The 13,507-nt window shown below is 45.4% G+C and carries 13 protein-coding genes; 7 read left to right on the top strand and 6 right to left on the bottom strand.

Annotation, left to right across the window (positions count from 1 at the left end; genetic code table 11):
- Positions 1 to 44 precede the first annotated feature (44 nt).
- The 4 genes from xdp1 to AR383_RS19645 form a co-directional block, all read right to left on the bottom strand.
- Complete coding sequence (gene xdp1, locus AR383_RS19660; protein WP_055734668.1) at positions 45 to 818, bottom strand: exosortase-dependent surface protein XDP1; 774 nt, start codon at positions 816 to 818, stop codon at positions 45 to 47.
- Between the two features lie 220 nt (positions 819 to 1,038).
- Positions 1,039 to 1,776, bottom strand: coding sequence for a ferredoxin--NADP reductase (locus tag AR383_RS19655; RefSeq protein WP_055734667.1), 738 nt, complete (start codon positions 1,774 to 1,776; stop codon positions 1,039 to 1,041).
- 2 nt (positions 1,777 to 1,778) lie between these two features.
- Positions 1,779 to 2,315: a lipocalin family protein gene (locus AR383_RS19650; RefSeq protein WP_055734666.1), complete on the bottom strand. Its 537-nt coding sequence runs from the start codon at positions 2,313 to 2,315 to the stop codon at positions 1,779 to 1,781.
- A 15-nt stretch (positions 2,316 to 2,330) separates the two neighbouring features.
- Positions 2,331 to 3,089, bottom strand: coding sequence for a sulfite exporter TauE/SafE family protein (locus tag AR383_RS19645; RefSeq protein WP_055734665.1), 759 nt, complete (start codon positions 3,087 to 3,089; stop codon positions 2,331 to 2,333).
- Between the two features lie 150 nt (positions 3,090 to 3,239).
- Here AR383_RS19645 and lhgO point away from each other — a divergent pair, with 150 nt between their 5' ends.
- The 6 genes from lhgO to AR383_RS19615 all read left to right on the top strand — a co-directional run bounded on the left by lhgO (position 3,240) and on the right by AR383_RS19615 (position 9,058).
- Complete coding sequence (lhgO, locus tag AR383_RS19640; protein ID WP_055734664.1) at positions 3,240 to 4,442, top strand: L-2-hydroxyglutarate oxidase; 1,203 nt, start codon at positions 3,240 to 3,242, stop codon at positions 4,440 to 4,442.
- 84 nt (positions 4,443 to 4,526) lie between these two features.
- Positions 4,527 to 5,510 carry a CobW family GTP-binding protein gene (locus AR383_RS19635; protein WP_055734663.1) on the top strand — a complete coding sequence of 328 codons (984 nt, stop codon included), beginning with the start codon at positions 4,527 to 4,529 and terminating at the stop codon, positions 5,508 to 5,510.
- 84 nt (positions 5,511 to 5,594) lie between these two features.
- Entirely contained in the window at positions 5,595 to 6,068 is a 474-nt protein-coding gene (locus AR383_RS19630; RefSeq protein WP_055734662.1) for a peroxiredoxin, read from the top strand.
- Between the two features lie 19 nt (positions 6,069 to 6,087).
- A complete protein-coding gene (locus AR383_RS19625) occupies positions 6,088 to 6,846 on the top strand; it encodes a S1/P1 nuclease (protein ID WP_157051804.1) in 759 nt (252 codons plus the stop codon).
- Between the two features lie 89 nt (positions 6,847 to 6,935).
- Positions 6,936 to 7,895, top strand: a complete 960-nt coding sequence (locus AR383_RS19620) for a DUF523 and DUF1722 domain-containing protein (protein ID WP_055734660.1) — start codon at positions 6,936 to 6,938, stop codon at positions 7,893 to 7,895.
- Positions 7,896 to 8,068: 173 nt separating this feature from the next.
- Positions 8,069 to 9,058: a DUF4382 domain-containing protein gene (locus AR383_RS19615; RefSeq protein WP_055734659.1), complete on the top strand. Its 990-nt coding sequence runs from the start codon at positions 8,069 to 8,071 to the stop codon at positions 9,056 to 9,058.
- A gap of 53 nt (positions 9,059 to 9,111) precedes the next feature.
- Here the strand turns inward: AR383_RS19615 and AR383_RS19610 are convergent, their stop codons facing one another.
- Together AR383_RS19610 and AR383_RS19605 are read right to left on the bottom strand one after the other, a co-directional pair.
- The gene (locus AR383_RS19610; protein WP_055734658.1) at positions 9,112 to 9,948 is read right to left on the bottom strand and encodes a CvfB family protein; all 837 of its coding nucleotides are present in this window, start codon (positions 9,946 to 9,948) and stop codon (positions 9,112 to 9,114) included.
- An 89-nt stretch (positions 9,949 to 10,037) separates the two neighbouring features.
- The gene (locus AR383_RS19605) at positions 10,038 to 11,948 is read right to left on the bottom strand and encodes a methyl-accepting chemotaxis protein (RefSeq protein ID WP_083481710.1); all 1,911 of its coding nucleotides are present in this window, start codon (positions 11,946 to 11,948) and stop codon (positions 10,038 to 10,040) included.
- Between the two features lie 239 nt (positions 11,949 to 12,187).
- On the opposite strand from AR383_RS19605, the gene AR383_RS19600 reads away from it, so the two are divergent.
- Positions 12,188 to 13,495: a Na+/H+ antiporter NhaC family protein gene (locus AR383_RS19600; protein ID WP_055734656.1), complete on the top strand. Its 1,308-nt coding sequence runs from the start codon at positions 12,188 to 12,190 to the stop codon at positions 13,493 to 13,495.
- The last annotated feature ends 12 nt before the right edge of the window (positions 13,496 to 13,507 follow it).

The raw sequence follows: 13,507 nt of genomic DNA, 5'->3' as shown, positions 1-13,507 counted from the left end.
TTTCGTATTTTTGTTCAGAAAGGAAAGGAGGTTCAAATAATCAGTTAGCGCTTTCTAGTACGCAATGCAATACCAAATAGGCCCGCAGCGAACAACAACACAGTGCCGGGTTCTGGAACACTGTTGACTGGTTGCGCACCAGGTTCAGCTTGCACCCCAGCCAACTTAAAGGCATCGTTACCTGCATATTGCCCAGACCCGCCAAATACTGGATTGTAAGCGCCAATTAACCAATATTTTGATTCGGTACTGCTGGAAATCGCTTGATAAGCATAATCGTCAGCATCGTAAACTTGCGCTTCACTGGTCCAGCCGCTGGCTAAATCAGCCACATCATTCCAAGTGCTACCCGCTAAAACTGGAGCATCTGCTCCGTTATAGGCTAATACTGAGACATCGGCATGACGGCCGGCTCGGTCTCGTCCATTTCGATACTCATAAGCCCAGCCAAGAGAAAAGCCCGCTAAATTAACCGCAGTATCAAAACTCAGCAATACCATGTCGTAGTCATTGTAACCTGGCAGATAGTTACTGTTGTCAATACCATGGTCCGGATAAATAGGCCACTCATCACGGTTCATCAAGGTTAAACCATTACCGTCTGCATAATCCAAATATGCATCCTCGATGCTTTCACCAGAGCCGGTATTCGACCAACCGGTTAAGTTAAGGCCAATGCCTGATCCTGAGGTGCCAGAGAAACTATTTCCGTAATCATAGAAGTCACGAGAAAAGTCCTCGAAAGACCATGTCTCCGTCGCACCAAAGGCCGATAGCGATACGGCACAACTTGCCGCTAATAAAATTTTCTTCAACACAACGCCCCCTAAATAGCATTCTGTATATCAAACTGGTAATACCACGTAAACAAGCAACAATCAGGCCAAAATAAAAAAGCATTATTTAACAGCTATTTACACCCAAGCCTCGAATATTTCTGCCATTGCATGTAAAAAATACTGACAATAATGTGCTTAATTCTAAAACGCATCGCTCAATTTTCAAGCAAAACTTACGCCACTCATTAGCTCAAGCCCCCTACCAATATCGCTCAACCGTAACCTGCCCCGGTTTACGCCTTAGGTTTTTACTTAAACCTTTACCTTCAAGAGATTGCATTGCTGCAGTGATCATCTCAGGATTTCCACACAACATCACTTGAGAGCTCTCGGGACTTAAAGATAAGCCCACCGCGTTCTCTAGGCTACCATCGTCAAGCGCCTCAGGAATGCGCTTAACTAAAGCTCCAGCATAGTTCTCCCGCGTGACCATGGTTTGCAAAACGAACTGTTGAGGATAACGCTGCAGGTACTGCTCCAACACGTCCAAATAAGCCAAGTCTCTGGCATATCTAACCCCGTATACCACAACCACTTTATCGAAACGCTGCCATGGCTGGTCAGTGGCCAACATCGACAGGTAAGGTCCAATACCGGTCCCTGTTGCCATCAACCATAGATGTTTAGCCGGCGGGACTTCGTCAAGCACCAAAAAACCTGCGGCAGCACTCGATACCTCAATAGTCTCGCCCACATGTAAGTTATGCAGGTTAGGCGAAAGAGTACCGTCTTCTACTTTAATCGCTAATACTTCAAGATAATCTGCTCTCGGAGGGTTTACCAAAGAATAGGCACGAGCAATCCGCTTCCCTTGCTGTAACTCAGACAACTTTATAAATTGCCCGGCAACGAAAGGGGCAATGTCGGCCTCTATCCGTAAGCTAAACAATTGTTTGTTCCAATCAATTCGCTTTGTTACTCGACCTTCTACCCACATAGTTACTCCTGGTGTTTAATTACCTCTGACTGATGATCCACATAGATTAATTCATCTACATCGAAGCCTGCCTGCTTGGCCCGCCATACAAGTTCACTACGAATAGCATGCGGTAGGTCTGGGCTTCTTGCCAATAACCACAAATAATTTCTGCTCGGTCCCGCAACCAAGGCATATTGATAGGCTTCTTGGTCCAAAACAAAAATCACGTAGGCCCCATAAAACGGTCGAAAAAAGGAAACTTTTAAATAACCACGTCCTTGCTCGGGCAAATAGGCTAGGCCTTCTGCGCTTAACCAACGCCCCTCCTGCTCGGAAAAGCCCTTGTTAATCACCTTAACTTTGCCATTCGGCAGCACACTGTAAGTTGCGCTCACATGGCTCATACCGCGCTCGAAGGCATGATCCAAACGGGCAACTTCATACCAAGTGCCTAAATATTGGCTTAACTCAAAATTATCAACAGGCTCGATACCTGGTGGCTTAGAACTGCAGCCGCTGATGATGAATACACACAAGGCCAAATATAAAATTTTCATTTAACGCTCCCGTTGTTAAAACCAAAACGCAGCAATACAGCCCAGCAAGGTCATAATAAACAAAAACCACTTTAGAGTGCTTGCTTCTGCCTGAATAGCAAATTTCACCGCATAATGAGCACCGGCAATATAGCCTAAAGATAAGACTAAGGCCGGCAACCACACCACTTGTCCTCTAGCGACAAAAACGACTAAGGCAACACTGGTAAATGCCAAAGTACATACCAATTTCAATGCATTGGCTCTTACTAAATCATAACGCAAACTCCCTGCAAGGGCGGCTAACAAGATAAAGCCCACCCCAGCTTGTACAAAACCACCATAAAAGCCCGCCAGCATTAAGCTCCACTTGGCGCTGGAACTCTCGGCCACAGTTTTAGCCTGAGTACCTAGGTCTGGAGCCACCACAGAAGGTTTGAACAGCATTAAGCTAGCCATTGCCAACATCGCACCTAGCAATAAGTATTTAACTAACCACGCGGCGGCGTAAGATGCCACTAAGGCTCCAACTAAACCGCCTATTAGCGTAGGCCATAATATTGGGCCTAGATCTTGGGTATCCAGCTTACCGTGTTTTTTAAATCCCAGAGCGCCAGTGAGGCATTGCAAAAAAATTCCAACCCGATTAGTCGCGTTCGCCAACTCTGCCGGCATCCCCATGATCATCAATGCTGGCAAGGTCAAATTAGAGCCACCACCCGCTAAAGTATTAATCACGCCTGCGGCCAACCCCAGCAACAGCAACAATACAGCGTTAAAAATTGTTAAATCCATTTAAACATCTCGTTAGCAAATTGATAAATTTGACTTTATCATTGCTGAGTGGTGAATTCAGTTATCACTTGATATCTTTAGTCTAAATACAATCAGTTACCTAGCTCAGTTAAAGGTCAGCGAAACAGCAGCAAGCCAAGGAATAGCCTAATGGATTATGATTTTTGCGTTATTGGTGGTGGTATTGTGGGCTTGGCGACAGCCTTGCAGCTGCAAAAAACTTACCCTGATGCCAGTATCGCCCTGCTAGAAAAAGAAGCCTCGTTGGCCTTCCATCAAACCGGTCATAACAGCGGTGTAATCCACGCCGGGGTTTATTATCAACCGGGGAGCTTAAAAGCACAGTTTTGTAAGCAGGGCCTGCAACAAACTATCGAATTTTGCCAGCGGCATGCAATTCCCTATCAACAATGCGGTAAGTTATTGGTGGCGAGTAATCAACTGGAGTTAACTCGTATGCAGCAACTTGCCAAACGCTGTGAGCAAAATCAAATCACCTACCAGCAACTTAGCAGCCAAGAGCTAAAACAACGAGAGCCAAATATTGCAGGTTTAGGAGCCTTGTACATTCCTGCTACAGGCATCGTTAGCTATCCACAAATTTGCCAAAAAATAGCTCAAGAATTTACCGACAATGGCGGAAAAGTTCTGCTTTCACACCAAGTGACAGCCCTTGATGAACAGCCAGAGCAGATCAATATCACCACTGAGCAAGGAGCGATAAGCTGTGCTTATCTGGTTGCCTGCGGAGGCCTAATGGCCGACCGTTTATGTGAGATGCTAAAACTAGACATCGACTTTCAGATTATTCCCTATCGCGGCGAATACTATCGCCTGGCGGCTAAGCACAGCCAAATAATCAAACACCTTATTTACCCCATCCCCGATCCCGAGCTACCGTTTTTGGGTGTGCATTTAACCAAAATGATTGATGGTAGCGTAACCGTAGGCCCGAATGCCGTTCAAGGGTGGTCTAGAGAGGGCTACGCCAAAGGCTCCATCAACTTCGCAGATGTTAAACAGATGCTTAGCTTCTGTGGTTTTTGGAAAGTGGCCAAACAGCATTTTCGACATGGCTTAAGCGAAACTAAGGACTCGTTGTTTAAATCAGCTTACCTAGAGCGCGTGAGAAAGTACTGCCCTAGCCTTAAGGTCAGTGATTTACATGCCTATCCAGCTGGTATTCGCGCCCAAGCAGTTCTCAAAGATGGCACCCTAGTCCATGATTTTTTATTCGCCAGCAGCCCCCGCAGCTTGCATGTTTGTAACGCGCCTTCACCAGCAGCCACCTCTGCTTTTCCTATAGCCGAGCACATTTGTCAGAAAATACAACAGGCTAGATCCAAAGCATAAATACCCGCAGGCTGAGTAAAAATGCCGACCTTGGCTGTGTTATAGTCGCTAGTCACTGTTGTTTATTAGCCAGCGAACCATACCATGCAACACCAACTAACAGCCGTGCCCTGCCATTTAATTACCGGCTTTTTGGGCTCAGGGAAAACCACCCTCATTCAACACTTATTAAAACAAAAGCCCGAGCAACAAACTTGGGCGGTGCTCAGTAATGAGTTTGGCGAAATCGGCCTAGATGCTAGCATCCTTAAAGCGCAAAATACGAGTAATGTAGCAATTAAAGAAGTGCCCGGTGGCTGCTTGTGTTGCGCAGCAGGCGTGCCCTTTCAAGTGGCCTTGATTGCCTTGTTAAAACAAGCCAAACCTCAGCGCTTACTAATCGAGCCCACCGGCTTGGGTCACCCTTTGCAAATCAAAAAGCGCTTACAAGAATTAGCAAACTTAGGCAGCATTACCATCGCCAACAGCCTTGCCTTGATAGATGCACGACTATTAGCAGACCAACGTTATCGCGAGCACGAAAACTTTGCGGCACAGTTACACATTGCCGATAAAATTATCGCCAGTAAAACTGATCTTTACCAAGATAGCGACCGCCAAGCCTTAGCGCAGTATTTGGAGCAACTAAAGCTGAACCATAAACCGTTGTTATTTAGCCAACACGGAGGTTTAGCCCTAGATGAACTAATTACTCCGGTAACGCAGCCAAGCCACAGCATATCGTTTTCGCCAATCAGTAAGCAGCAGCTCACTATTGGCCTAGAAACCACTACAGCGCACTTAGATCCTAATGCCAATATCTGCACTCTTGGCTGGTCCTTCCCAGCAAACCAGCGCTTCAACCAGCAGGCCTTAGTCGACTTAATTAACTCTCTAGAGCTGCTTCGCTGCAAGGCCTTACTACAAGTTGAGCATCACAGCTTACTGATCAATCATGTGAACGGCGCAGGAACGCTCCAGCTGTTAGCGCCAAGTGAAACCAACCGTATTGAAATAATCAGCACTCAAGCCTTAGACAAACATTCCTTGCAACAACAGTTGACAGCCTGCTCGATAAATACTCGGTGACGGCTTGCACAAGCGCCAAATCAACTCTAGGCTGCAATTAACAACCAAGACAGAGCTCAGCCCAAAAGGTAAAAGGAACAAGCAATGATTCAACAAGGACAACAAATTCCCAACAGCCCACTCAGCGAGTTAGCACCAGAGGGCATGCAAACCTACCAGAGCCACGAACTATTTGCGGGTAAAAAGGTACTGTTGTTTGCTGTTCCCGGTGCCTTTACTCCCACTTGCTCAGAAGCCCACCTACCTGGCTATGTTCGTTTAGCCGAGCAATTTAAAACTAAAGGCGTTGATATTATCGCCTGTGTTGCCGTGAATGACGCCTTTGTGATGAATGCTTGGGGTAAAGCACAACAAGCGGAGCAACTGATGATGTTAGCCGACGGTGACGCTAGTTTTACTAAGGCCTTAGGCCTAGAAAAAGATACCGGTAACTTTGGCGGGCTACGTTCACAACGCTACGCCATGCTGATTGATGATTTGACCGTTAGCATCCTTAAGCTTGAGCCGGGTAAAGGACTCGATCAAAGTAAAGCAGAAAACCTGTTAGCCCTGTTGTAACAGTAGTAGAGAACAAGCTTTGCGTTCCGCCCTACTGTACTTATATTTGTGCTTTTTTAGTCTTCCTAGCATGGCCTTTGGCGTGCTAGGCCATCAACTAGTTGCTCACATCGCCGAACAACAACTCAGCCCATCGGCTAAGCAACAAATTGGCATTTTGCTTGACCAGCAAAATCTCGTTGATGTGGCGACTTGGGCGGATCAAATAAGAAAAGACTCGGCGTGGCAGTACACCGCGCCATGGCATTATATTAACCTAGCCAAAGGGCAAAACTTGAGTTTCGCCAAGCGCAACCCTCAAGGCGATGTGCTTAGCCAGCTCAACTATTTTGAAGGCCAATTGGCTAATCACTCACTCAACAAGCAAACCCGTAGCCAAGCGCTTAAATTTTATATTCACCTACTCGCCGATTTGCACCAGCCACTGCATGTGGCCTACGCGGAGGACCGAGGCGGCAATCTCCGCCAAGTAACATGGTATGGCAAACCCAGCAACCTGCACCGAATTTGGGATAGCCAACTATTAGACTCAGCCGCCAAGCCGCTACCAAGTTATGCCCTGCAACTGATGCGTGATTACCCGCTAAACCAGCAACAACTGGGGCATGACTACCAACAATGGTTCTTGCAAACTCGGCAACTAGTGCCCATGGTCTACGACTATTCGTCCGAGCACCTAGGTGAAGCTTATGCTCAAAGTAAGCGCCCACTCATCGAGCAACAGCTGGCTCTAGCCGGATATCGCTTAGCCAGTAAACTCAATCAAATTTTGGATTAAAGGGTCATTTCAAAAACAAAAATTCAGTAATATTGATCCTAGTGCTCGACTCAATTCGTATTAGATAGGTGAGAAATAAGGAGCAAGCCATGAATCGATTTTCTAGTGAAAAAATTGCGGTGGGTATCAGCAGTTGTCTATTGGGCCAAGAAGTGCGCTACGACGGCGGACACAAGCAATCACGTTTTTGTCGACAAGAACTCGCTGAGTATTTTGATTTTGAACCTAACTGTCCAGAAATGGCGATTGGCTTAGGCAGCCCACGTAAATCTATACGTTTAGTTAAACAACAAGACCTTATCTCACTGCAAGCCAGCGATGGCAGCTTTGACGTAACCCAAAAAATGCTGGACTACACCCAGCACCGCTTACCTCAATTAGGCCATTTAAGTGGTTACATTGTTTGTGCCAAATCTCCCAGCTGCGGCATGGAACGAGTTAGCGTTTACTCACCATCAACCAACAATGCCGCTAAAGAAGGTGTAGGTTTGTTCACCGCAGAATTAATAAAGGCTTATCCGCTACTACCCATTGAAGAAGATGGCCGACTTAACGACCCAATATTGCGAGAAAATTTCGTTAATCGAGTTTTTGCTTTTCATCAATGGCAGGTATTAGCGGAGCAAGGGCTCACTGTAGCTGCCTTGCAAGCATTTCATGCCAAGTATAAATACCTGTTAATGGCTCATCATCCTGAAAAATACCGCAAGCTAGGCCCATTAGTTGCCAACATTCAAGGCCCTCACGACAAGCAAGGTTTTGACAATTACATTAAGGCGTTTATGGAGATACTGCGCCACAACTGCAGCAGAAAAAACCACACCAACGTATTGCAGCATCTGCAAGGTTACTTCAAGCGAGACTTAAGCTCACAACAACGCAGTGAGTTAAGCGAACGTATTCACCAGTACCGCGAAGGAATACTTCCGCTGCTGGTGCCAATCAGTTTAATTCAGCACTACTTACGTGAGCACCCCAAACAGTATTTAGCACAACAAGCTTATTTATCACCCCATCCCGATAAATTAAAACTGCGTTACAGCTTGTAAACAGCGAATTTATCCAAAAAAATGCCTGTTTCACCCAGCCCAAAAGGGTGAACGGGCCTCACTTATGCTACAATCCCTCTTTGTAAGCACCAAAAACATACTATTCTTAAGGTGATACGCAAAATACAAACTAGACGAAGCCCATCAAGTATTAATTTTAAAAAGAGACAAAAATGAATCACATTTTAAAAGTATCACTGATAGCATCGTTAAGCGCTGGATTAATCGCCTGCGGAAGCGATGACTCACCTTCTTTAAATACCGCTAAAGTGTCTTTTTCTATCGCCGACGCGCCTGTAGATAGCGCTCAAGAGGTTAATGTAAGTTATAGCTCAATTACCTTACAGCGCCCCGATGAAGCAGACATTGAGCTATTGATTGAAGACGAAAACGGCGAACCCATTAGTATTAACTTGCTTGATTACCAAAATGGCGACAGCCTCTTGGTGCTAAGTGACGCTGAGCTGCCGATTGGTGAATACAGCGAACTGATCATCAATACTTACCAGTGTCCTCAAAACCAAAATGGCAGCACCGAGTTTTGTAACGTGGTTGACGAAGTAGGCGCCACCCTACCACTGAAAACGCCAAGTAATAAATTACGGCTGGGCAGTTTTACCGTGACCAGTGAAGGGACTCAAGCCTATACCATTGATTTTAATCTAAGAAAATCCTTGGTGAGCACAGCCAATGGCACTAGCTTTAATTTGAAACCCCACGGTGTGACAATTATTGATAACACAGCTGTAGGTAGCCTATCGGGCACCGTTGACCCGAGCTTATTTTCAGCCGGTGAATGCGCCGCAGATACCGGCAATGTGGTTTATTTATATAATGCGCCGATTGGTGAAACTGAAGTATTGGGCGATGAGTTTGACCCAGAGATAGATACCGATGTGCCCGCAGAGGTAGTAGCACCTTATGCCTCTAAAATGGTGCAACAAGATAGCGAAACTAACGACTATGTTTATAGTTTCTCTTACCTACCCGCAGGTGATTATCTAGTTGCCTTTAGCTGCAGCGCTGTTGATGATGATCCAGAAATTTATAACGAAATTAGCATCGCCGATCCTCAGGCTCAACAGGCTACTGTAAGCTTGGAAGCAGGAGTTAACGCAGAATACAATTTCGTTGAAGCGGTAGAAGAAGCGGAAGCGATTTAAGCTATAACCAATAATAAGGGCCTATCGCGTAAGCTTTAGGCCCTTTTTTTTGCTTAGTCTTTGCTGTTAAGCACGATGCCGGTTTTACTGATGGTAATCAGGCCTTCTTTATATAAACGGCCAATGGCTTTTTTGAAGGTAGCCTTACTTACCCCAAAAATCGCAGCAATCGCCTGAGGGGAGCTTTTATCACTAAGCGCCAAATAACCCTGCTCTTGCTCTAACTTAGTCAAGATTTGCTCACCAATATCAATGGCTTTTTTAATCCCTATCGGCTCTAAGCTAACATCCAATTTTTGATCTTCTCGCACCTTTTGAATATAACCTTCACAGCTATAACCTGCGCGGATCCGCTTAAAGACTTGGTCGTAATACAACACGCCCCAGTGTTGATGATTCACCACGGCTTTGTAGCCCAGTTCGGTTCGACCCGCAATCAACAGCTGAACTTTGTCGCCACGTTGATAATGGTGGGGGCTTTTATCGATGTAGCGATCTAGTTTATTGCTCGCAGTAATGCGCTGCTGATTATCTAAATAAACATAAACCACGTAGTGGCGATCTACTTCCATCGGCTGCTGTTGTTCGCTGAAAGGCAGGAATAAGTCTTTCTCTAAGCCCCAATCAAGAAAAATACCGACATCGTTGATCTCTTTCACTAGCAAATTGGCACACTCACCCACTTGCACCTTCGGTGTTTGCCGGGTGGCTAATAGATTTTGCTCATTATCTCGATAAACAAAGACGGTAAGCTCGTCACCTTCGGCTAAGTGCTCAGGCAACTCTTTAGTGGGCAACAGTATATCTCCCCACTCTCCTCCATCGAGGTAAGCACCTAAGTCGGCCAATTCAATCACTGTTAATTGATTAAGGCGTCCAATTTCTAGCATTTTCACTCTCTTTCCGCGTAAAACTGGCTCCAAACGAGCCAAAGCGGCAGTATAACATGCTATCGCAAATAGCCCTTAGCTTTATCGATTTAGGCGGGTTTTAAAGCATTCACAATGGTGGTCACTTGTTGATGAACATTCGCCTCAATGTTTCTGGCCAATTGGTGAGCCGATTCTACTTGGGTTTTTACCGTAGTCATTTTTGAATTAAAACTACCCACATGATGACTTTGCTCGCGGATATATTCACTGGCTTGATGCGCTACCGCAACTGAGGTTTGAGCTTGCTCTCTTACCCAATGAGTGGTTTGCATTAATTTTGAAGAAATTTGCTGCTGATACTCACTGGCCTCTTCGATACCACCGATATTGCTTTCCAAGCTACTAGAGGATTGCTTTAACTGATTCAAGATGGTGGTGATCTCTTCTAATGACGTTTGCGTGCGCATCGATAAGGTTCGCACTTCATCTGCCACCACCGCAAAACCTCTGCCATGCTCTCCAGCCCGAGCCGATTCAATAGCAGCATTTAAGGCCAATAAGTTAGTTTGCTCGGCAATGCCGCGAATGACATCTAAGATAGCGCTAACATCAACTACAGCTTTAACTAGGGTGGCGAGTGAGCCTCTTCCTTCAACTACCGCATCACTGGTTCTTTTACTGGCACTGATCACTTGCTCAACATTTTGCTGCGATTCATTCATCGCCTCTTGAGTGGCGTTAGCGTTATGTTCAACATCAGAAGAAATTTGGTTTAATTGCTGAGTAAGATGGGCCAGTTGCTCCATCAGCGTTTGTGATTCACTCACCTGCTGATCGGTTTGTTCTGAGGTTTGATATATTTCTCTGACCTGCTGTGATACCGAATCTAAAGAGCTAGACACCACCGATAGTTGCTGATTTCTTAGCGCGTCATGCGCTTCTTGTTTATCTAACAGCTGATTAAAGAAAGTGGCAATTTCACCAATTTCGGTATGCTTACGGCGTACTTTTAACTGCTGAATACTGGCATTTTCCACCAATAAAGCAAAACTATTACGCAACTCTCGTAGCGGTTTTAGCACCGTAGTTTGCATAATAATCTGCATTAGTATCGCTAATAAAACGATCAGCCCCGCTACTGTATACAAACTAAGTTGTACATTTTTCATCACTCGTTCGCGGTCTTTCACTACGCCTTGCTCGGCTTCGGCCACTTGTTGAGTGAGCTTATCTATATCTTGGCTTAAAGCCTCTCGCAGTGCGAGGCGTTGCTCAATCAGACTATGCGTCGATTTAAGCTCTCTTGGATAACGCTGACTTAAACTGGATAACTCACTTTTCAGTTCTTCAGCCAAATCAACCGCTTCTTCTGGGTCCCCCAACGCAAATTCATCTATTTCTACTTCACTCATCACTCCCAGCAAAGGCAAACTGTTAATCTGTTCAATACTAGAACGAATTTGACTATAGGCGTTGTCGTAAGCAGCTTGAGCCTCTTCGCTGGGATGAGCAAAATAGCGATTACGCTGCATAGACAAATGAATCAATCCATTCATCAGCTCGCTACCTTGGCGAATATAAGCATCGCCAGCACTCGCCTTGAGGCCATAATCTACCGTGCTATCAGCCCAAGCTAGCATTTCTCTTTCAGCATTGAGCAGTAGGGCTTGCTCATTACCACTAAGTTTACCTAAAGCTAAATAACGCTGTTGCAACGCTTCCAATAAAGCAGCCAACATTGACGACAAGCTCGTTAGTTGCTGCTGTTGAGCTTGTTCAACCAAGTCCTGTAACAGGCTCTCAGCGTCGCTGAGTGCAATCGCATTACCGGTATTGAGATAGCTGTTGACCTTGGCCACTAACTGGCTATTAAACTGAAACTTTAAAGCTTGATATCGTTGTAACTGCTGATTTGAAGTCGATATTTTTTCCAATGAAAAATACAGGGCAATAATTAATACGGCGCTTACTGTAAATAAAGCAAAAGCCGACACTCTCGAGAATCGTGAAACTCGCATAAGATCTCCATGGCCTAGCGCAATGAGTAAAAACGGAGAACCCCCTTATAAACCCATTGAACATCAAACTAGGCGCAACCATATTGCTTTTTTATGACGAATTTATTACAGGCAACAGTAGCCATACGCTATTTTATCAAGTCAAGACAATAAGAAGTAAAGACGTTTAGCCATCTAGATTGACAGAGCTCTATAAATCATTACACTAGGCCGATATTATTCACTAGAGTATTATTCCAATGTCTTCGAAAAAAACCGTTGAAGCACCAGCTTCAGCCCTAGCGCTTACGCCAATAGTTCTGTTTTTAAGCCTGTTTATTGGTGTAGGTAGCTATTTACATTGGCAAGGTGTCGAGTTTGCCTTCTATCAGCTGCCCGCCCCCATTGCCATTATTCCAGCTGTTGTATTAGCGCTGATACTAAGCAAGGACAAATTGAATCACAGCATTGAGCAGTTGGTGGGTGGAATGGCAAACCACAACATCATCACCATGTGCTTAATTTACCTCTTAGCAGGGGCATTTAGCAGCGTCGCTAAGGCCAGCGGCGGAGCCGAGGCCGTGGTCGCTTTAGCGCTTAATGGCGTCCCTTCTTGGTTTCTGTTACCCGGTATTTTTATTGTTTCCGGTTTGATTGCCACCGCAATGGGAACCTCAATGGGCACCATTGCAGCTGTTGCCCCTATCGCCTTAGGCATTGCCCAAGCTGCCAACATTGACCCTGTATATATGGCGGGTGCAGTGCTAGGCGGCGCGATGTTTGGTGATAACCTTTCAATTATCTCCGATACCACGATTGCCGCGACCCGCACTCAAGGCTGTGCGATGAAAGATAAGTTTAAGCAAAACCTAGGCATAGCCCTTCCAGCGGCCTTTATTACCATCGTGTTATTGTTTGTCGCTAATGACAGTGCTCCAATTGAGCCGCTTACAATCGAACAGCCACTAAGTGCACTGCCTTATTTAGTTATTTTGCTAATGGCAGTGGTTGGCGTGAATGTATTTGTGGTGCTATTCAGTGGAATCATACTCGCTGGGGTCACCGCCATGCTTAGCAGCGAGTACAGTGCATTAAGCTTTGCCAATGACATTTATGCGGGCTTTACCGGTATGCAAGAAATCTTTCTATTATCGCTATTTATCGGGGGCTTAAGCGCCTTAATGCGCCATCAAGGCGGGCTAAGCTTCATCCAACAAAGAGTTAACAGCTGGGTAAACCAAGCCAACTATAAGAGTTTTACTGCACAAATTGGCATAGCGCTTATTACCGCTCTAAGTAACCTGGCGGTAGCTAATAACACCGTAGCGATTTTATTGGCCGGTGACTTAACCAAACAACTTGCTCAAGAAAATGCTATTTCAGCGGCTCGTAGTGCCAGCATAATGGATATATTTGCCTGTGTTATCCAAGGCCTCATACCTTATGGTGCACAAGCCTTGTTACTAGGCTCTCTATTTGCGCTTAGCCCCTTAATGGTGGTGAGTAGCGCTTGGTACCCAATGGTACTGGCTGTAGTCGCCTTGGTGATGATGCTAAAAAGAAAATAAATGTAAAACTAA

It is taken from the genome of Agarivorans gilvus (assembly GCF_001420915.1).
In the GTDB taxonomy this organism is placed as follows: Bacteria; Pseudomonadota; Gammaproteobacteria; order Enterobacterales; family Celerinatantimonadaceae; genus Agarivorans; species Agarivorans gilvus.
This window is presented reverse-complemented; position numbering and strand designations above follow the sequence as displayed.